The sequence below is a fragment of the Bartonella doshiae NCTC 12862 = ATCC 700133 genome (assembly GCF_000278155.1).
Classification (GTDB): Bacteria; Pseudomonadota; Alphaproteobacteria; order Rhizobiales; family Rhizobiaceae; genus Bartonella; species Bartonella doshiae.
The window spans coordinates 86,009-108,453 of the sequence record NZ_JH725098.1 but is presented as its reverse complement, the minus strand read 5'-3'; the positions used below and the strand labels follow the sequence as shown (position 1 = coordinate 108,453).

Annotated in this window: 10 protein-coding genes; 7 read left to right on the top strand and 3 right to left on the bottom strand. The window is 35.4% G+C overall.

Translation table 11 applies throughout. From position 1 onward, the window contains the following. Positions 1-383 precede the first annotated feature (383 nt). The 6 genes from MCS_RS07875 to MCS_RS07850 all read left to right on the top strand — a co-directional run bounded on the left by MCS_RS07875 (position 384) and on the right by MCS_RS07850 (position 17,451). Positions 384-3,056 (top strand): autotransporter outer membrane beta-barrel domain-containing protein, encoded by a 2,673-nt coding sequence (locus MCS_RS07875; RefSeq protein WP_004857423.1) that lies wholly within the window; start codon positions 384-386, stop codon positions 3,054-3,056. Between the two features lie 740 nt (positions 3,057-3,796). Next, entirely contained in the window at positions 3,797-7,042 is a 3,246-nt protein-coding gene (locus MCS_RS07870; protein WP_004857421.1) for an autotransporter outer membrane beta-barrel domain-containing protein, read from the top strand. 395 nt (positions 7,043-7,437) lie between these two features. After that, on the top strand, positions 7,438-9,927 hold the full coding sequence (locus MCS_RS07865; RefSeq protein ID WP_004857420.1) for an autotransporter outer membrane beta-barrel domain-containing protein: 2,490 nt from the start codon (positions 7,438-7,440) through the stop codon (positions 9,925-9,927). 523 nt (positions 9,928-10,450) lie between these two features. Continuing rightward, a complete protein-coding gene (locus MCS_RS07860) occupies positions 10,451-12,760 on the top strand; it encodes an autotransporter family protein (protein ID WP_004857416.1) in 2,310 nt (769 codons plus the stop codon). A gap of 254 nt (positions 12,761-13,014) precedes the next feature. Further along, on the top strand, positions 13,015-13,395 hold the full coding sequence (locus MCS_RS07855; RefSeq protein ID WP_004857413.1) for a hypothetical protein: 381 nt from the start codon (positions 13,015-13,017) through the stop codon (positions 13,393-13,395). A gap of 1,356 nt (positions 13,396-14,751) precedes the next feature. Continuing rightward, positions 14,752-17,451 carry an autotransporter outer membrane beta-barrel domain-containing protein gene (locus MCS_RS07850; protein ID WP_004857412.1) on the top strand — a complete coding sequence of 900 codons (2,700 nt, stop codon included), beginning with the start codon at positions 14,752-14,754 and terminating at the stop codon, positions 17,449-17,451. A gap of 1,159 nt (positions 17,452-18,610) precedes the next feature. Here MCS_RS07850 and MCS_RS07845 read toward each other — a convergent pair. From MCS_RS07845 to parA, 3 genes are all read right to left on the bottom strand, one after another. Continuing rightward, complete coding sequence (locus tag MCS_RS07845; protein ID WP_004857409.1) at positions 18,611-19,024, bottom strand: hypothetical protein; 414 nt, start codon at positions 19,022-19,024, stop codon at positions 18,611-18,613. Between the two features lie 1,339 nt (positions 19,025-20,363). Beyond that, a complete protein-coding gene (locus MCS_RS07835) occupies positions 20,364-20,591 on the bottom strand; it encodes a plasmid partition protein ParG (protein ID WP_004857405.1) in 228 nt (75 codons plus the stop codon). Beyond that, a complete protein-coding gene (gene parA / locus MCS_RS07830) occupies positions 20,588-21,217 on the bottom strand; it encodes a ParA family partition ATPase (RefSeq protein ID WP_004857402.1) in 630 nt (209 codons plus the stop codon). The genes MCS_RS07835 and parA overlap by 4 nt, the downstream gene beginning before the upstream one ends. A 667-nt stretch (positions 21,218-21,884) precedes the next feature. Here parA and MCS_RS07825 point away from each other — a divergent pair. Next, positions 21,885-22,226 (top strand): protein tyrosine phosphatase family protein, encoded by a 342-nt coding sequence (locus tag MCS_RS07825; RefSeq protein WP_004857399.1) that lies wholly within the window; start codon positions 21,885-21,887, stop codon positions 22,224-22,226. Positions 22,227-22,445: the final 219 nt, after the last annotated feature.

Sequence of the window (22,445 nt, the reverse complement as noted above, 5' to 3'; positions counted from 1 at the left end):
CGAAACGCTTGCTTCCAAAAGAAAAGTCCCTATCAACCTATCATTTGTTTCCACTATCATTCCTGAAAGTGCTTTCACTCTTTTAAGACAAAGCTTTTAAACGAAAATATCTCAATCCTAAATTATTTCATAACAAAAATATCGTTTTTTCTCTTATTCGATGTTTTTCTTTAAAAGATTTTAAGTATTAATATATATTAAATATTAATACATTATGTATTAAACAATAATAATGATTTATTTTATTATAAAGCAAATTACTAATATTTGACAGAAAACAATAATTTAACTAATAGATAAATGTTATAATTAAAATACCCATTGTTTATCCTTCTTATAAGCGGGGAAAAACACGAGCAGTTTATAAGCTTAGGAAAATACAAATGTCTAAAAAATCCCTTTTATCCTGCACAACTGCTGCTGCAGTTATGTTGTTTATTGCCGCCCCCATCAACGCACATAATGGCTTCGTTTCAACCAACGGGAATGTTGTAACCCCTCCAAAAGGTGCAACCTATGAATATGCTAAGGCAACAAACGGTGGGGAAATCCATGGAATTGATTTAAAGTTTATTAACAATGAACCAGACTTATCTACATTAACAATCAAAGATGCTGATAGCATAATTGAGTTGAATGGGAATACTATCATTCAAAAAAACGTTGTGCCTCCTTCTTCTACATGTACAAATACAAATATAGCAACAATAAAGGAATCTTGTTCTGCTATTTCCGTAACTTCCGAAGCGAGTATCAACATGACCGGAGGATCCATTACTTCTGAAGCAGTTGGCGTCTGGGTGAATCATAGCAATAGCCTAAATAAACTAAAAAATGTGAGTATTACTACAAAAAATTATGGAATAGCGCTCATACAATCCGCCAAAGCTGTTTTAGAAAATGTAGTAATTAAAAGCGAATATACAGGCATATCAGCAACCTATGATTCACAAATAGAAATATATGGTGCTTCGATTCAAGCGAAGGATACTGGAATATACTCTTCTGGTACTAGTCATGATATTGTTTTAAGTAATGTTGACATTACTGCCAAGACAGGAGTCGTAATCGTATATAAAGGCTCATCCAAAAATCTTCCCAATACCACGATGACAGGAGGATCAGTGAATGCAAAGAGTGCTTTTAGTTTATTGACCGAAGGGGTACTTAATCTAACAAATGTTTCTGTAAACGCAAAGGACCTTGGCATAGAGATTGGTCCACATGAATATAAATTCCCGCCATCCTCCATGATCCCTAATATTAATTTGGCCAATACAAAGTTTTTCATTAAAGATGGTACAGGAATTATTTCAAATTCTTCGAAAGATATAATTGATATCAAAAATTCTGAAATCTATGCTGATGTTCTATTAATACAAAACGGGTCCGAAAAAAACAGTTCCATTTTATTAAATGCAAATCACTCTAACCTGGAAGGTAAGGTAACCACTGCAAATAACAGCCAAACAGTTTTTAATCTGGATAACGAAACAACATGGTTCTTAAAAACAAGTACACAAGAAAAAGACCAGAACGGAGATCTTCTTGATATCGCGCAAAGATCACGTTCTGATGTTTCTGTACTCAACCTCAATGACAGCAAAATTGTTTTTAGAAAACCAGTAAAAAACCATTATCACACATTGCATATCGGTTCTGGTAAAAAAAATACTCCAGAAGTCTATAATGCTTCTGGAAATGCAGCAATTCATTTCAACATGGCATGGAGCGATGGAGTTGCAGTAGATGATCAAAAAACCGATCGAGTTCTCATTCATGGCGATGCATCAGGTACAACAACAGTTTATGTCATGAGTGATGTAGGAGATATAAGCAGTGTAGAAAATGCTGGATCCCCCTCGAATGCGGGCGGTATTTCCCTTATCCAAGTCTCTGGAAAAGCAACGGAAGACTCCTTCAAATTAGCCAATGGCTATACCACATTAGGGGGAAAGCCTTATAAATACACACTAACTGCTTATGGACCAACATCAAGCCATGGCATAGCCAATAGTGAACAAAACCTCTTTGAAGAAAAAAATGAAAACTTCTGGGATTTCCGTTTACACAAAGCATTTCTTGACTCTGGTTCAGGTTCAACTGGTATACCCGCTCCTGTCGCACAAACAGCAAGCTATCTCGACATGCCCATTGCTCTCTTTCACGCTGGATTTGCTGATATTAAAAAACAAAGCACTCTGTTAGCTGATATAAGAACAACACAAAATTTCTCGTTCTTCCTCTCTCCTTATGGAAACACTGCAAAATTTACCTCAAAGCGGGGGCCTCTTAAATATGGTTATGATGCTGATATTAATTATGCCGCTATCCAAGCAGGAGCTGCATTAGCTGAAATAGAAAACAAAGATATCAGCATGCATTTGGGACTTATGGGAACCTATGGTCAGCTCTCTTTCACTCCAAAGGATATCGAAGATGCTGACAAGAGCTTACTCAATAAATGGGCTATTACTGCTTATGGAACCCTACAACATAATAATGGGCTGTATCTCGATGTCCTTGCATCCTATGGCATGATAAACGGAGATATCACTACAAAAGCCCTCAAAAATGCTGCAAGTGTAAAGGATACAAATACATGGAGTGCTTCTGCTACTGTTGGTAAAGAATTTGCAATGAATCATGAAGGACTTACTCTCGAACCACAAGTACAGCTCGTTTATCAACAATTGTCCTTTGAAAAAATTAAAGATGCTGATGAGCTTAAAGTGGATCTGAAAAATCCTTCTCAATGGTTAGCAAGGATTGGTGGGCGTTTAACGAAAACCGTTTCCTCTACTGAACAAAGCCATACTACATCAGTCTATGGAAAACTAAACTTCCTTACAGCTTTTGGGGATGAGGATACTATACAGATTGGAAAAGATTTTAACCTTGATCCTACAGGAACTTCCCTTGAAGGCGGGGTTGGCATCAATGCAAACTTGTCTCAGAACTTCTCCATCCATGCCGATGTTAGCTATCGGCAAAAGCTCCAAAAAGCTGGTATATCCGGTGCAGATTTTTCTGCTGGTATACGCTATCAGTTTTAAGAGAAAACAATGAAAGTTTAACGTATAAGGCTCCAAAATCAAGCTTCGTTTTATTGTTATTGTTCATTCTCACAAAAGGCTGTACAACACTGTATTGTGCAGCCTTTTATATATTAAATCTGTTTTGCTGAAACTTTTCTTTTTCCTGAAAAGCAGCTTTCCTCTTCTTTATACGAGGAACAGCAAAATTCACTGCTGAATTTATCCATAGGCAAAGGTAATAAAATATGCCGCCTTTTCAAGATATTGCTTTTTCGCTTTATAAATCCTCATTGCGGTAACACAATCCCCTTCCCTTTTAAGAAAGAAAAAATATATTATAGATAATTACTTTTTTGAGAAAACTATATCTCTATTTTGTAAAGATGAATATATTTTATCAATAAAGAACTTTCCTTATTTTTCTATTATAAATTTACTGAAATAAACGTAATTATTATAAAAAATGAATGTATTATATAATACTTATTATTAAATTTTTATATATAAAATATTAATTAAATTTTTCAGAAATTTATTTTTCAAAAATTCTTAGTAAATACATGAATAAAAGTATATTTATTTGATAAATAAACTTTAGTAATATTTTATAATATAAATAATTTAATAAATATTTTATTCTTAATATAAATTAATTTATAACTTTACATAAAATAAAAATAATATAAATTATTCTTTATATCATTCTTATTAAGTAAGATGGATAAAATATAAAAAATTATAAGCTAGGATGATACTTTATGTATAATAAATCTGTTTTATCATATACAGTCACAATAGCCATAATACTGCTTAATACCCATTTCAATGCATACGCTAAGTTCTTTTCTGCAGGTAAAGGAGAATACAAAATTGCTCCAACAGGAGAAAGGTACGAAAATATTTATGCATTGAATGGTGGTAAAATTCTTGGCAAAGACCTAAAAATAACCGGCCTTCCAATCCAAGAAGGATCAACCATAAAAAACATAAGCGGTGTAGAATCCAACAAATCTGGCAGCATGATTGAATTAGAAGGAAATACAACAATACAAAATGTTGCAACCGGTTTATGGGCTCAAGAAAGCGGTACAATTAAAATGAATGGGGGATCTATTTATACAAAAAAAGTGGGCATACAAGCACCAATCGGTGTAGAAGCCAAATCAAATGGTATCATTGAATTAAACAAGGTAGAGATTGAAACAAGTCATCAAGGACAAAATATAATGATCGTTGATGGAATTGGAGCCAGCATAAAAAGTGGTGGAGTATTGCGTATGACTGATGGATCCATTCAAGCAAACTACCTAGGAGTAAGTTTTGAAGAAAGCAATAACAATAATAACACTCTAGAAAATGTAAAAATAAATATCACTGGTCCTATCGCAACTTCAAAAGAAAGCGTAGGGATAAGTGCTGTGAAAAACAGTCAAGTTACTTTAAAAAATGTAACCATTACACATGCAAAAATCAGCGTATACGCAGATGATAACTCTCAAATTACAATATCCGAAGGCTCAATTCATGGAGATAACAAAGGAATATATGCTGAAAAAGATAGCACCATAATTCTCAAGGATAATGTTGAAGTTTCATCGAATAACTATGGACTTTCTACAAATGGTTTACAATCGAAAATCATTATGACAGGAGGAACTATAACCTCAGCCGGTTTGGAACCTGCCGTCTTAGCAGGCTCTGGCGGGCAGATTGATCTTACAGATGTAATTGTACAGACTCTTGATAATGAAACAACAACGCATAATAACCAAATAATAACGCAAACATTGCAAGTAAAAGATGAGCCCTCAACAACGCAAGGCTTACAAGCGCAATATCTACAATCGAAAATCACTATGACAAGGGGATCAATTACCACAGCCGGCTTAACTCCTGCAGTTTTAGCAGCAGCCGGCGGACAAATTGATCTCAACGATGTTTCTATAAATGCGCGTAATACTGGACTACAAGCACAAGGCGAGCAATCAAAAATCGTCATGGAAAAAGGAACATTAATAACAACCAACTTCAATCCTACAATTTTAGCGGGATCTGGTGGACAGATCAATCTCCTCGATGTTTCCATAAAAAGCAATCATATTGGGCTACAAGCGCAAGAGAAACAATCGAAAATCACTATGAAAGGAGGGACTCTTACCAAAACTGGACCACTCCCTGCTATCTTCGCAGCATTTGGTGGAGAAATTGAGCTAACAGATGTGCACATCTATGCGGATGACAACGGACTGGCAATACGTGGAAACCAATCAAAGATCACGCTCAAAGACTCGCAAATCCATGCAAGTACTGTTTTAATAGGCACTTCTTATAAAGGTACTTCTGGCGAATCCAATATAATTGCAGATCACTCTATCTTAAAAGGTGGAGCAAACGATTCAGAAGGAAATCTTACCCAAACAATCTTCAGTTTGATCAATGGAACAACATGGTATTTAAGAGCGAATAACAAAAAAAATAACAAGCGACACACCGATAGAACTGACAACTTACATTCTGAAGTTTCTATGCTTCATCTTAATGATAGTAAGATTGTTTTTAACGAACCAACAGAAAATCAATATCAAACATTACACATAGGAACGAAAACGTCGAATACCATAAACCACAACATAATGAACAAAGAAGTTTATACAGCCAACGGAAACGCAACAATTTATTTCAATATAGAATGGAGTGATGGCCTAGCAAAAGAACAACAAAAAGCAGACCGTCTTCTCATTCATGGCGACGTATCGGGCACCACAACAGTCTACGTCAACAACCTTTTGGAAGGTGAGACGTTACAAACTGAAAATTCTATTCCTTTAAATACACGTGGGCTCTCTCTCATTCAGGTCTCTGGAAAAGCAGATGAAAATGCCTTTCAACTCGCAAACGGCTACCTCATAGTAGATGGCTCCCCTTATAAATATGTACTGCGCGCCTACGGCCCAACATCAAGCCATGGGAAAGCAAATGTGAAACAAAGTTTCCTAGGAAAAAATAAGAGTTTCTGGGATTTCCGCCTGCAAAGTGCTACTCTTGATCCTGAAGAAAAAATTAGAGCCCTTGTTCCACAAACCGCAAGCTATTTAGTAATGCCTAATACTTTATTCTCGGCCGGTTTTACTGATGTCAGCAATCAAAATGCTTTGTTAGAAACTATGAAAGATAAAAATCAAGGTGCTTTCTTATCTTCCTATGGGAAAAAAATGGCATTATCTTCAGACCGTACACCACTACAATATGGCTACGGTGCTGATATAAACTATGCTGCAATGCAAGCAGGTATTACATTAGCAACTCTAGAAAAACAAAACATCACAACAAGTTTTGGATTTTTGGGCACATATGGTAAGTTGGCATTTACCCCTAAAGACATGCAGGATGCTGGGAAAAGTACGCTTGATAAATGGTCCATCACAGCATATGGAAAAATCCAAAATGCCAATGGGATCTATGTCAATGCATTCCTCTCATACGGTGCTTTAAAAGGGAATATTACAACAGCCCTCATCAAAGCTACAACAATATTGGACAATACAAAAACATGGAGTGCATCTGCTACTGTTGGTCAGAAATTAGCAAGCGATATTGAAGGTGTCGTCTTTGAACCGCAAGCACAACTTGTCTATCAACATCTCATGATTGGCACACTTTCAGATGTCGATGGCTTTAAAGTGGACATGGGCAATCCGCATCAATGGCTTGTACGCATTGGAGGACGGGTAACAAAAACTACTGTTCCTGCTAAAAAAGATAATACCACTTCTTTCTATGGCAAACTGAACTTAATCAAGTCCTTTGGAGAGAATGCTGCAATCCAAATTGGTGACACTTTCCATCTAGATCCTATGGGAACTTCTATTGAAGGTGGGATGGGTATTAACGCGCATTTAACTTCAAATATAGCCCTTCATGGGGATGTCAGCTATCAATACAAGCTTCAAAAAATAGGTATATCTGGAATCAATTTTTCTGGAGGAATGCATTACCATTTTTAAATAAAATACAATCTTCTCCTCTATAAAAAACTGCATATTGCACGGCTTTTTTTATTAATAAACTCTGATTCTTGCATCAACCTTTCCTTTTTCATCAATAAAGAAAGTAAAGGGTATTTTTGATCCTTTTATTTATAGTATTCACTTTTTAAAATACGCAATTTTCTCTTCATTTTTTCTCCATTTAGAATTTTTGAAATGCTCAAAAATGCAGGTAAATGCAACTTTCTACCCTACCTTTATACAATTCTCGACAACCCCAAATATTAAGTGATACTTAAAGATTTGGTTTGTTCTTTACAATAAATACACAATGATATAAAAACACCTCGGTACTTGCGCCATAAGGGGAAGGAAGTAAGCATCAAAGGCAGACCAATACTAAAGGCAGATCTATGTGTAATAAATCTATTTATAAAAAAAATTTTTTGTTATGTACAATTGCTGGAACTTTGATTTTTTCTAACTGCAATTCAACTTACGCAAATACACAACCTAATCAAATTATGGATAAAATTGAGCTGGATAAGGGAAAAGAAAAAACTCTTAACAATGTTCTTATCCGTGATAATGGCCCTGGAGTCCTTGCTACTGAAAACGCAGTTATTACGCTTAAAAAAGCAATAATACACACAGAATTAGCTGCACTTTCTGTATCAAAAGGTGGGCGCATCCATGCTAAAGACGTTGAGATAAATACAAGATATAAAGGTTTAGAAACAAAAAACGGTATAATCAATATTGAAGATTCAACCGTAACTGTCCAAAATGGTGGTAGTGGTGGTATCGTTATTTATGAAACCCCAAAACGTGATGTAAAAGATGGTGAAACAATTACCAATAAGGTAATACTTAACAATAGCAAACTCCTTGTCAAAGACGGTGCCGGTATCCTAGGACCGTATGATTCAAAAGCTGTTAATGAGATTCAACTGACAAATTCAGAGATTCGTTCTGATGTATTACTAAGAAACAAAACGAAACGTAAATATCATGATGAAAACACTCTTCCTGTCTCCGTTACATTAACCACTGATAATTCAATTATAGAAGGAAGAGCAAGAACATTAAAAATAAATACAACGGTTTTTACTCTAAACAATGATAGCAAGTGGTACTTAAAAATTAGTCAAGAAGAGTCAGATATTGATTTTAATACCTTTAACTATGATCTCACTGACATTAAACAACGGGCGCTTTCTACTGTTTCAGTACTAAACCTTAATGGAAGCTCTATCATATTTAATGCACCGCATGTTCTAAACAAGGGATACTATCAAACTCTCAGTGTAGGACGAACAGCTGAGGTTTATAAATCGCGAGAAAATATGGTCCCTACTGTAAAAACAGCTTACAATGCAACAGGCGATGCAAAAATTTATTTTAATACTGAATGGAGTAATGGCCTACCAAAAGAACAGCAAAAAACAGACCGCCTCCTTATCCATGGTAATGTATCAGGTACCACAACAATTCATTTCAATAATCTTTCAAAGGGTGAAAACTCAAAAGCCAAAAATTCTGTTCCTTTAAACACACGTGGTCTTTCACTCATTCAAGTATCTGGAAAAGCAGATGAAAATGCCTTCAAACTGGCAAATGGTTATACCACAATGGATGGATTGCCTTATAAATATATACTGCGCCCCTACGGTCCAACATCAAGCCATGGGAAAGCAAATGTGGAACAAAGCCTTCTTGGGCAAGTGTCTCAAGAATCAGAAGAAAACACCCTCAAAGATTACACTCAATACGTTATATCTGGAGATACGATTGAGGGAATTTCGCAAAATGGGAAAGATTCAAAAAATACCGAGAAATTAACATCACTCCGCGAAAAAGCCAATGAAGAGCAAAACCTTTTGGGAGAAAATGAAAATTTTTGGGATTTCCGCTTGCAAAGTGCTACGCTTGATCCTGAAGAAAAAATTAGAGCCCTTGTTCCACAAACCGCCAGCTATTTGGTAATGTCAAATGCTGCATTTTCTACTGGATTCGCTGATGTAAGCAATCAAAACACCTTGCTAAACATAATGCAAACAGCAGCATTTGAATCAAAGAAGGGCATTTTCTTATCATCCTATGGAAATAAAATGATGTTATCCTCTAGTCGTAGTCCTCTAGAATATGGTTATGGTGCTGATGTTTATTATGCTGCATTGCAAGCAGGTATTACATTGGCTACACTAGAAGATCAGAACATCACCTCAAATTTTGGTCTTTTAGGAATATACGGGAAACTGGCTTTCACCCCAAAGGATATGGAAGACTCTGAAAAGAGCACGTTTGATAAATGGTCACTTGCTGCATATGGTAGCATACAGCATAATAATGGTGTCTACATCAATGCACTCTTGTCTTATGGAGCTTTAAAAGGAAATATTACCACAGCTCTCATTGGAAATACTGCAAAAGTAGATAATGCAAAGACATGGAATGTCTCTGCCATTGTTGGTCAGAAATTGGCGACCGGTGTTGAAGAGCTTGTGTTTGAGCCGCAAGCACAACTTGTTTATCAGCGTCTCACATTTGGGAATCTATCAGATATCGATGGCTTTGACGTAGATATGGGGACCCCTCATCAATGGCTTGTCCGTATTGGTGGACGTCTAACACAAAGTGTATCTACGATAAAAGAAGATAGTGCAATTTCCTTTTACGGTAAGCTAAACATAATGAGAACTTTTGGAGAAAATGATCCAATTAAGATTGGAAATACTTTCCACGTTGATTCTATGGGAACTTCAGTTGAAGGTGGACTTGGCGTAAATGCGCATTTATCGTCAAATATCACACTTCGCGGTGATGTCAGTTATCAACATAAACTCCAAAAAGCTGGCATATCTGGAATTAACTTCTCTGGTGGAATACGCTATCGTTTTTAAAATAAAGGAAATAAAGCGCAATATGCTAACTTTTATATTAAAGTGCATATTGCGCTTCCTTTTCAATTTATAAAAATTGAATTATTTTATTACAATCTCCCTTATCTTTTTACCAATAAAAAATATAAAGTATTTTGGCTTCAATATATTTTAATATGATACGTTATCTGTTTTTTAGTAAGCAAGAAAATCTTGGTAAAAGATCTTTGTAATGCGTAGAATAACCGTTCCCCTAACGTCATAAAATTTCATTATAATAAGCTCTGAATCCATGAGCCATGTTCAAAATGGCGTAATTCAGAGTATTTTTTGACTATAATACTCCCAAAATTCATTTTTCCATTGGGTTGCATGACTATTTTAAAAGACTTTCTGAAACCAATTTTCAAGTATAAAGAGCGCTATGTAATGAACTGTTTTGTTCTTTACAATAAATACACAATGATATAAAAACACCTCGGTACTTGCGCCATAAGGGGAAGGAAGTAAGCATCAAAGGCAGACCAATACTAAAGGCAGATCTATGTGTAATAAATCTATTTATAAAAAAAATTTTTTGTTATGTACAATTGCTGGAACTTTGATTTTTTCTAACTGCAATTCAACTTACGCAAATACACAACCTAATCAAATTACCATGATTAGGGTGGATAAAGGAGAGAAAAAAACATTCGATAATGTTTTTGTCCGCGGTAGATTTACGACAGGGATTGCTAGTGAGAAAGGCATTGCCATCATTACAAAATCAACAATGCGCTCAGACTCTGCTTTACTTTCCGCAACAACAGGTGGTCATATCCACGCTAAAGAAATTGTGGGAAAGGCCGGTACCCGTGGTATGGAAATCGCAAACGGTATGATTAATATTGAAGATTCAACTATAACCGTCTCCGGACATCATAAAAGCTGGGGTATCCTCTTTGACCACATTATAAGTTCCAGTGTACAAAAGGGAGAAAAAGTTACCAATCAGGCAATTCTTACCAACACAAAACTTCTTGTAGAAAATGGTATCGGTATTGTAGGGCCATCCTACTCAAAAGCTATTGCTGAAGTTCAATTGACAAATTCAGAAATTCGTTCTGATATGTTATTAAAAAATAAAACCTCAGAAAGCGATGCTGAACCTGGCACTCTGACATTAACTGCTACCAATTCGTTTATAGAAGGAAGAGTAAAAACCCTTCCTCAAAATACAACGATTTTTACTCTGAACAATAATAGCAATTGGCACTTAAAAATTAGTCAATTCGAAGCAGATCAAGAGTTTAGTGTATCTAAGGCGTATAAGCTCACTGATATTAATCAACGAGCGCAGTCTGTTGTTTCAATACTAAATCTCAATAGTAGTTCTCTCGTATTTAATGCACCAAATGCACAAACACTAAACTATTATCAAACTTTGCATGTAGGAAGACATCCGCAAACTGAAAAATCTGAATTGCAAAAAAATAGAACTCCCGCAGGAACAAAAGTCTACAATGCAACAGGCGATGCAACAATTTATTTCAATATAGAATGGAGTGATGGCCTAGCAAAAGAACAACAAAAAGCAGACCGTCTTCTCATTCATGGCGACGTATCGGGCACCACAACAGTCTACGTCAACAACCTTTTGGAAGGTGAGACGTTACAAACTGAAAATTCTATTCCTTTAAATACACGTGGGCTCTCTCTCATTCAGGTCTCTGGAAAAGCAGATGAAAATGCCTTTCAACTCGCAAACGGCTACCTCATAGTAGATGGCTCCCCTTATAAATATGTACTGCGCGCCTACGGCCCAACATCAAGCCATGGGAAAGCAAATGTGAAACAAAGTTTCCTAGGAAAAAATAAGAGTTTCTGGGATTTCCGCCTGCAAAGTGCTACTCTTGATCCTGAAGAAAAAATTAGAGCCCTTGTTCCACAAACCGCAAGCTATTTAGTAATGCCTAATACTTTATTCTCGGCCGGTTTTACTGATGTCAGCAATCAAAATGCTTTGTTAGAAACTATGAAAGATAAAAATCAAGGTGCTTTCTTATCTTCCTATGGGAAAAAAATGGCATTATCTTCAGACCGTACACCACTACAATATGGCTACGGTGCTGATATAAACTATGCTGCAATGCAAGCAGGTATTACATTAGCAACTCTAGAAAAACAAAACATCACAACAAGTTTTGGATTTTTGGGCACATATGGTAAGTTGGCATTTACCCCTAAAGACATGCAGGATGCTGGGAAAAGTACGCTTGATAAATGGTCCATCACAGCATATGGAAAAATCCAAAATGCCAATGGGATCTATGTCAATGCATTCCTCTCATACGGTGCTTTAAAAGGGAATATTACAACAGCCCTCATCAAAGCTACAACAATATTGGACAATACAAAAACATGGAGTGCATCTGCTACTGTTGGTCAGAAATTAGCAAGCGATATTGAAGGTGTCGTCTTTGAACCGCAAGCACAACTTGTCTATCAACATCTCATGATTGGCACACTTTCAGATGTCGATGGCTTTAAAGTGGACATGGGCAATCCGCATCAATGGCTTGTACGCATTGGAGGACGGGTAACAAAAACTACTGTTCCTGCTAAAAAAGATAATACCACTTCTTTCTATGGCAAACTGAACTTAATCAAGTCCTTTGGAGAGAATGCTGCAATCCAAATTGGTGACACTTTCCATCTAGATCCTATGGGAACTTCTATTGAAGGTGGGATGGGTATTAACGCGCATTTAACTTCAAATATAGCCCTTCATGGGGATGTCAGCTATCAATACAAGCTTCAAAAAGCAGGTGTATCTGGAATAAGCGTTTCCGGTGGAATACGTTACCATTTTTAAAAACCTTTGATCTTTATCTTTTGACAATTGCGCAGCGCTGAAATGTAAACAGCGCTGTGTATGTTTTGTACATTACACAAAGCGTAATGCGTCAAAAAATGATTAAATTTTTATCAAAAAGAAGAAAGGCATATTAAGAAGCTCTCTATGTATTAGAAAGTGTTTATTACTATGTATAACTGCTTGTGCTCTGTCTTTTTCTTATTTCAACTTAACTTATATAAACAAGTCGTACTTCTGGTCTGAGTACTCAAATGCATAGTGCAATTGAAGAGCTTAATTATCGTGACCAAAAGAACTTTATCTACAGCAAAACGTCATTAGCAAGTAATCTTAAGAATATGGATTCTGGTATTAGGATAGAAAAAAATCCGTATTATGATCAAGTACATAAAGAAGGTGTAAGTGAGATCAGAAAGAGCATTAATAGATATCACGGAATAATCGGTCGCTATGAAACGCCTGATCATAAAGAAGAGCTGCGAAAAGTAATCAATTCTGTATCTGTATATGTTCACGCCATGGATAACAATACCATCATAATATACAACATGTGGCTTCCAAAAAAATACCCACCTTGGTCAATTAGAACAAAACCGATTGATAGCAACAAACAACTTTTTAAAAGGATATGAGAAAACACTCTCCGATGCTGCATAAGCAACCGCAATACATGATATTCATAACCAACAATGTATTGATATGAAAACAAACAATAGAGAGAAAATATCAAATACCCTCTCCTCCACCTCTATTCAGAGTGAATTGCCTCCCATTTATTCCAGTACAAGAAAAGAATATGCTGTGAATGAATTCGCATCTATTCATGCTATTTTAAACCATCACAATAAAGACAATACATCTTCAACAATATATAATAAGATTATGCCACCGTTAAAAATGCCCCTGAATACATAAGCTAAAGAGCATCTGAAAGTATCCTAAAATATCGCATTGAATAAATTGCTACCGATGCAGAAAAAATCTCTAAACTTTCGGATAATAAAGGAGCCACAATCCTTAAGCCTAAAGAAAAAAATAAAACTCTTACGGTGCAAGCGGCAGACTACTTGATGATACCTAATGCAGTGCTTGCAGTTAGATTTGCTGATGTTAATAATCAAATGTATTATTAGATAATATGCAAATAATAATGTTTGAACCAAAAAATAACAAAGAAAGAAGAATTTTTTATCTCGTTATAGCAACAGGATCACATTAGAAAAGAAAAACACCACGACAAATTTTCTCTTTTTGGTACATATGAAAATATTCAACATGACAGCGCCATGTATGCAAATGCATTTCTCTCTTGCGGAGTTTTTAAGGAAAATATCACTACAGCTTTCATCAAAAATACTGAAAAAGTATAATACAACAACATTGTCAGCCTCTGCCACCGTTTATTAAAAATTACCAACTCGTTTTGAAGAAATAGTACTTGAACCACAAGCACAACTTATCTATCAGCATCTCACGTTTGGTATAGTTCCAAATGTTAATAACTTCAAAGTAAACATAAGTGCTCCGCAGCAATGGTTGCTTCGTATTGGTGGACAGGTAAACGCAAAATAAAAGGTTAAGCGTTTTCTTCTACGAAAAATTGAATTTTATTAAGCGTTTTGGTGATAATAATATCATACAGATTAATAAGAGTTTTCCGCTTTCCTCTATGGGATCTTCCGTCGAAGGTAGTTTTGATCTTAACACGTATTTGACTTCAAATATCACCCTTCATAGCGATATAAGCTATCAACACAAATTCCCAAAATCTGGTGTATCAGAAATAAACGCTTCTGGTGGAATATATTACATTCTTTAGAAATGCCTTAACTAAAATTTTAAACATACGCAGCGCTGCAAACAGCACTACGTATATTGTACAACCTACAAAATAACGGAATGAGTTATATTGGTTGCAATTTACAACGGAATGTATTAAAATAGTTGTAATTTTAGAGAGGGGGAATGCCTATTAGGAAAATATCTACATGAAAAAAAGTTTTTTATTATACACAGTTTCTGGGCTTTTGTTTTGCTCTCATTCCAGCCTATCTTATGCTCTTAATGCAACATCTCCTACACAGCCTACACTTACTACACCGTCTATGTCTTCAAGTTATTCGTTAATCTCCATGCCAAGTAATGGAAAAATGAAAGAACCTGAGAAAAAATCCAATGAGACTGAAGAAAAACCGCTACCTCTCCGTCCTACAGCAAAAACTTCAGATACAGACATATCCACACAAAATAATCAAACAAAACCCGAGGCAAAAGTAAAATCTAGAAGACGTGGAAACATAAGTCACGCTGCTTCAGCTATAGACACTACAAATACAGAAACTCTGCCTAAAAATCCTGAATCAGAACAGCCCTTATCGACGCACATAAATTCTGAAAAAAAAGTATTAATGTTACCAATGCTTGCAAAACCAGAATCTGTAAGACCTCTAGAAGGAAAAATGCAACAGTCTGATAAATCCGTATTAGCTAAAAATGAAAAGAGCATTTTTGTAAATAACGGGACTACCGTAACGAAACATAACGTTGATATTTATGACAAATTTTTTGCTGTATCTGCTATAGGAAAAAATTCGACAATAAATATATTAGGAGGAAAAATTGATTCAAATTTTGTTGCAATTAATGCGAATGACAGTGGAATAGTTAACGCTACGGGAATTACCGCAACAGCAGGGTCAACTGCTCTGTTAACCATGAATGCTACAATTAACATTAAAGATTCTCTTTTAAATGTTATCTCTGAGAGAAATGCTCACGGTATCTTATTCCTCGAATTATTAGATGTTCCCAAAGAAAAACATGCTCCTACTAAAGTAGAGTTAGTAAACACGAAACTTTTTGTGCCCGAGGGGATTGGTATTTATGGAAACCTTGCAAGCGGTGAAGTCAATCTAAAAAACTCAGCAATTTATGCTGACCTTCTCATAAAAAATGAGTACAATGAAAACAAACCTGCATACATCACTACATTAAATGCAGAGAATTCTATTTTAGAGGGTCGTGTAAGAACATCTGGAGAAAACAAAACAATTTTTAATCTAAAAGACAATACAAAATGGCTCTTAAAACCAAATAAAAATACATTGAATAATGATCGTGATTCTTCTGAATACGCATCATTTGGTGTTGATGAAAAATCGTACTCTAAACTTTCTGCACTCAATGTTACAGACAGTAACATTGTATTTGCCGCACCAACAGAAGGGCTTTATCAAACCTTGTATATAGGAAATAAAGCTCATGATGCTTCAACCGTATACAATGCACAAGGTGCTACAAAGATTTACTTAAATACAACGTGGAACGGTAATTCTCCAATACTGCAACAAGAAACAGATCGTGTTCTCATTGCTGGCAATGTGTCAGGCACTACCATTGTTCACATTGATCTTTTTAAAAAGGACAAAAAAATAAAAGACAGTGTTTTTGCTTGGGAAAAAGATATGGCTTCTCTCCCCTCAGGGACACATGGGGTTTCAGTCATTCAGGTTTACGGCCAAGCAAATGAAGACTCCTTCAAATTAGCAGGAGGCTATATGACAATGGGTGGTTTGCCTTATAAGTATGTGCTTGCTGCCTATGCCCCAGGAAAATCTCATGCAAGCCAGAACCTATTTGCTAAAAATAGCAATGATTTCTGGGATTTTCGCTTTCAAAATGCTTATGTTGATAAGGACGAGAAAGTCAGAGCTCTTTTACCACAAGTTGCAAACTATTTCGTCATGCCAAATGCTTTATTTTCAGCTGGTTTCACTGATGTCAGCAACCAAAACACACTGTTAGACAATATGCGAACAGCAGCGTTTGGAATAGAAGATAATAAACAAAAGAATATTAAAAAGAATGCAATTTTTGCATCATCATACGGTGAGAAAATTACCTTATCTTCCGAGCGTGATCCATTACAATATGGTTATGGTGCTGATGTGAACTATAATGCTGTACAATTAGGTATCGTATTAGCTATGCTGGAAAGTAAAGACATTAGTACACATTTTGGTCTTTTAGGAACATACGGAAAGCTTTCTTTTACTCCAAAAGACATGAAAGACTCTGAGAAAACGACGCTTAATAAATGGATGATTACCGCTTATAGTGGCATCCAACATAACAGTGGTCTCTATGTGAATACACTTCTTTCCTATGGGATCTTAAAAGGCAATATTACAACAGCTCTTGTTGGAAATGCCGCTAAATTAGATGGTACAGAGATATTAAATACATCTGCAACAATCGGCCATAAATTAGCAACCGGTGTGAAGGGATTAGTATTTGAACCACAAGTACAAGTGATTTACCAAAATCTCATATCCGATGTCATTTCGGATGCTGATGGTTTTGAAGTAAATATGAACAATCCTCATCAATGGCTGGTACGTATTGGTGGGCGTTTGACACAAACCACAACCACAACAAAAGAAGGTGATACGATCTCTTTCTATGGAAAACTGAATATTATTAAAACTCTTGATGATGATGGAACAATACAAATTGGTGATACCTTCCATCTCGATCCTACTAGCTCTTCAATCGAAGGTGGAGTTGGTATTAATGCCTATCTCTCTCAAAATATTACACTGCACGGTGGTGTGAGCTATCGGCAAAAACTGCAAAAAGCTGGTGTATCTGGAACCAATTTTTCTGGTGGAATACGCTACCAGTTCTAAAATAAACAATATATGATCATCAATAAAGGTAAGTACATGATACTGCCTTTATTGATGAAAATCTATGTTTATCAATAAAAATTTGAGACAGAAATATAGTAAAATTATTCAATATATCGGTACTCATTACGCAATATCAATCTTCATAAAAGCCAACCAATACTCTTAATAAAATTGCACAATCAAAAAAATCTCTATCCAATTTAGCAACAAAGTATGAAACTAGAATTCACACGCTCTATTCAAAAAAATGCTTTTTCATCACCTCTTTAAATAAAGCCATGAGAAGATTGAAAGATTATGCTTTAACCAAAAAGTATATTTTTCTGATGAGAACCTCATATTCTCTATCATATCAAACGCAAATATCCTTAAAGTGCATATAAACAATGCTCATAAATGATTAATACCCATTATGAATAGTGACACAAGTCAACACCATCATTCATTATACTTACCAGCCCCTAATGTTCTGGAACCTTTGCAGGTAGATAATTTATGAAAAGCATTTTCACTCTTTTCTTAAAACAGTTTTATCCACATGCAAAACCCGCTTGTAGCATGTAAGAAAATGGTTTTAGTTAATTCAATATATAAAAGAATTTTAAATGAGCGAATTATAATAAAAACAATAAATTATTGTTACAGTTTAATATGTTATTGTAAACCATAAGCATTACTAAAAAAGAAATGCTCTCTTTCTCTATGCATAACTAGATATTGCCAAAATTTTCAATATATGATTTCTCTTAATAAAAATATCTATGATCAATTACACTATTGAGAACATATTCACGCGATTAATCACCCGCTTTTCCATTGTTCAGGTGCAAAGTTTCTTTCTCATGCACCAAAAACAAAAAAGTCTCTCTAAAATAGAAGAGAGAACTGTATAAAATATCATCTACATAAAAATAAAAAGATAAGAAAAAGCTGCCATACAACACAGAAAAACGCCATTCTGCTTAGATAAAATAGAAAAGTCTTCTTTTTTACCCTAAAAACAAGCCTTATCTATCAACAAAAGTGGAAATACACACAGACCTCGCTCTATTGAACATCAAAATTACATAGATTCTAATTTTAGAGGTTAAAACGGTCAAAGTTACATAACAAACCCACACCCCGTAACAATTTTAATTACATAGAATGTCCACTATTAACCAGAAATCCCCTCTATATCTTTTGTGCGAGCAGTAACTTTCAGAGCTTGGGAAAGATCGTTGGCTGCATCCAAATGAATTTGAAGCAATTCACTATTACGATGCAATTTTTCTTGCAAGTCTGACAATAAACTTTCAACTTCGCTCTCAATATCTTCATTCATATAACGTTTCATATCGCTCACAGATTTATTTAGATCACGTAAGCCGCGTATTTTACATAAATTTATTTCTTCATAATCTGGAACACCGCTGCTTTCTAGCATATTGCTTTCATAATCGACCACTTGGGCCAATCCCTTAACAGCAGCAACAAATTTTGTCATTGCCCAATCACGACCAATAAGGTCGTTATCAAGGACTTTTGCTTTTGGTGTAAAATTATCATCACCATATTGCATTACAGACATTTTATTTCCCCTTCACCAGTGTCGTTCAATCTTGCTCTCAAAAGAAGCTTAAACAACTCCTCTTCAATGCTGATACACCCACTTGCCTTCATTGTACGAATATCGTATCAATAACAGCATAACAATTCTTAATCCTTAAAGTGTATAACTGTTTATCCTTCAACGTATTGTATGGAATATTTTTTTTGCTCCAAAATCGCCAAAGCTACTATTGAGTGACAAAAACGCACAAAACTCTGCATCTCCTCAACCCAATACATCTTGGCAAAATGACAAAATCTGCTCCACCTGTCCTCGACAAACAAACGACAACACATTGGTTATGAACAGTGCTCACCAAAGTTTATGAACATTTAAAAATTTAAGTTCTCTAAAGATCTCAGCATTTTATCCTCCATATTTTTAGCTTTAATATACCTACCGCTGTATGTTATTTGGCATTATACAAGATTAACTTACTCACATCCCTACAAAACTCACTCTTTACGAGCATTCTTCTGAAGAAGAACAGCTTTGAACAGAGATATTACATGACAACACCCAAAAATATCAAAACAGCTATAGCTTTCCATTTTCTAATTGTTACTCGCTTTTCTTTGCAACTAGGAATTCATATTATATAATTTTTCCAACCCTTTCAAGAGACAATGAAATAAACAAGAAAGAACTTCTCGTTCAAAAACATGATATGATGTTTAATCCTCAAAATCCTACCAACAAGTTTATGCAGAAAAGCGTCCATCTACAAACAGACAAAAGGATGATAAAAAGAGTGAAAACAAAACTTCCTCATAAAAGAGAAGATTCTCTTTACGAGAATAATCTACTCTGCCTCTCGCAGAAATTGTACAACTTCATGCGGATAAATGAAAAAACTCTTCTGGAAGCTTAAACTTTTATTCCTTTATGGATATTTCCAAAATCTTGCTTTTCTTTTAATTTCGATAATCATTTTCCCCCATAAATAGACTATATTTTTAGCAATTTTTATAGGTGTGATTATAAGCATAGATGAAAAAGATTAACTTTTAAACCGTCCCCCATAACGCTTAGATATAAAAAATTTTATATAATATTCCCAACCAATTGATAAAAAAGTATGAGGGATATGTCCCATATTTGCGTTCACTACTACACGCCTCTATTTCATAGGTTGAGAGATCTTAAAACATCAATTTCATCAGCAACAAACAGAACTCTTTTTTCTCTATTGTCATTCGCGAATTCCATGCCTTAAAAAATAAAAAAACACCCCACTACATAACTTTATATTATGATATCTGTTGTTCTGAATATAAACAAATCAATAAAAGAAGTTATTGTATACTGTTTTATGTTTTCACGCTTTTCCGTATTTCTGTAAAAGCAATTCACGTACCTCATCTGCTATTTTTGTTCCACGACTCGCGCAACTCATTTTAATTAAGCGATGAAGACTTTCTGGGACATCAATCGTGAGGCGCTTCGTTTTATCCATATTGCCTTGGCGGCTTTCTATCCATGCATCAACTGTAACAGGCATTGATTTATTCGTTGGTTTTGTGCCAATCTTAATTTTTTTATTCATCGTGCAAACTCCTTGACCTCTGCTGCAACAGCTTCAATCTCTGCTGCCGCTAATCCTTGCTTATTAACTTCATAGACTGCCCTTCCTTGGGCTGTAGCTTCTGCAAAAATCACACGCTGTGCAACACTAGCGGACAAAACAGGCATTGGATACACAGCAAGAGCTTCAATCACATCACGCCCTATCGCCGTATTGACTATCTTACGATTAATAACAAAAGCAGATTTTAAATTTTCTTTATAGACGCGTGCTTCATCAAGAAGTTTTACGATTCCATCCGCAGCCCAAATATCATACGGACTAGGTTGCACTGGAATAAGAACAAAATCCGAAGCCATAAGAGCACTACGTGCAAGATCAGTCACGCGTGGAGGACCATCAATAACAATATAGTCGTAGCCATGACCAATTTCTGCAATCTCTTTGTGAACCGTTGCACGTGGCAAACCAACAACGGGAAACAAAGGAGCATCTTCACGAGCAGCAGCCCAATCCAATGCACTCCCTTGCGGATCACCATCAATAAGCAGCACGCGTGCGCCCGCCCGCACGAAGCTTGCAGCAAGATTCACACTTAATGTAGTTTTTCCTACACCCCCTTTTTGATTCAAGATTCCAATGATCATGAATTACGCCTTTCAGCTTTATCGTTTTTACGATTATACAGAAAATAACAAAGCATACAAGAAACATCTGATAGGCTTAAAGCTGTTATCTCTTCACTTTCATAAAAATTTGCCGCATATAGCACACAAAGATTCCGTAAACACTTGCAACACATGTACCAACTATATCCACGAATACAATCAACAAAAAGAAACAGCAGCAAGATATTTCCTTAAAACAAAATACTCTTTACTGAAAAGTTTTGCGTTTAAACCTACGTTCCGCATCCCTCGAAAAACACCTGTAATAAAAACCTACCAACACACAAAAATATAAGAGAAAAAGAAAGTGAGAAAAAATCTTGAAAAACAAGTGTTCATTTTTGTTTTCCTATACCCCTCAATAAAATCTGTTCTTTTCTGAAACTACCATCTCATGGCGCACAATCGCACAGCATATCAAATGATACCTGCATAATCCGAAGACAAGAAAAATCATAAAATAAAACAATAAAACTGTCTCATGCACAAAATATCTTTATGCCACTTTTCTAATCTAGTTATCCTTCTCGACAGAAAAAATATTTCTGTTAAAGTGCTCTCTTAAAAATATTACCTTCATCATTATCCTTTTGAAAAGTGAACAAGAACACAGCATAAAAGAACAGCTTATTGGAAATATACAAGAATGAACTTACAACAAATTGGACCTGATATTTTCATCAGCGCCCAAATCAGCATCGAAAACATCAAAACATTGGCAAATGCCGGTTTTAAAACGATTATTTGCAATCGCCCCGATAAAGAAGATCCTCATCAACCTGATTTTTCCGTCATTAAAACAGCAGCATGTGAATACGGAATAGAAGCTTATTATCTTCCTATTAAGCCTCCTACCATAGAAAAATCAGACGTTGAAACCATGCAAACAATTTTAAAAACAGCATCCCTCCCTCTTCTTGCCTATTGTCGCCATGGAACACGTTCGATGCATCTTTATCAATTAGCGTGTTTTCATCAGTTCTCTTAAAAAATGATTATTTGTCTTAACCAAGCAGAAAGAAACAAAAAGTAAATATCTAAACCGTAATGAAAGCTATAGAGTTTCATACGCATATGAAAAGGCAAAGGATAAGACAATAATGAAAACCGATCTCCAGATATTCGATTCCCCCTCCCAACAACGAAAACTTCATGTATTTCACGATGTTTTGGAATATCTTTTCATCATCATAGTCAGTTTAAGCGC

Excerpts from the sequence above, each read along its gene's own strand:
- MCS_RS07875 (WP_004857423.1), top strand. The coding sequence starts at position 384 with ATGTCTAAAAAATCCCTTTTATCCTGCACAACTGCTGCTGCAGTTATG.
- MCS_RS07870 (WP_004857421.1), top strand. The coding sequence starts at position 3,797 with ATGTATAATAAATCTGTTTTATCATATACAGTCACAATAGCCATAATA.
- MCS_RS07865 (WP_004857420.1), top strand. The coding sequence starts at position 7,438 with ATGTGTAATAAATCTATTTATAAAAAAAATTTTTTGTTATGTACAATT.
- MCS_RS07860 (WP_004857416.1), top strand. The coding sequence starts at position 10,451 with ATGTGTAATAAATCTATTTATAAAAAAAATTTTTTGTTATGTACAATT.
- MCS_RS07855 (WP_004857413.1), top strand. The coding sequence starts at position 13,015 with ATGCATAGTGCAATTGAAGAGCTTAATTATCGTGACCAAAAGAACTTT.
- MCS_RS07850 (WP_004857412.1), top strand. The coding sequence starts at position 14,752 with ATGAAAAAAAGTTTTTTATTATACACAGTTTCTGGGCTTTTGTTTTGC.
- MCS_RS07845 (WP_004857409.1), bottom strand. The coding sequence starts at position 19,024 with ATGTCTGTAATGCAATATGGTGATGATAATTTTACACCAAAAGCAAAA.
- MCS_RS07835 (WP_004857405.1), bottom strand. The coding sequence starts at position 20,591 with ATGAATAAAAAAATTAAGATTGGCACAAAACCAACGAATAAATCAATG.
- parA (WP_004857402.1), bottom strand. The coding sequence starts at position 21,217 with ATGATCATTGGAATCTTGAATCAAAAAGGGGGTGTAGGAAAAACTACA.
- MCS_RS07825 (WP_004857399.1), top strand. The coding sequence starts at position 21,885 with ATGAACTTACAACAAATTGGACCTGATATTTTCATCAGCGCCCAAATC.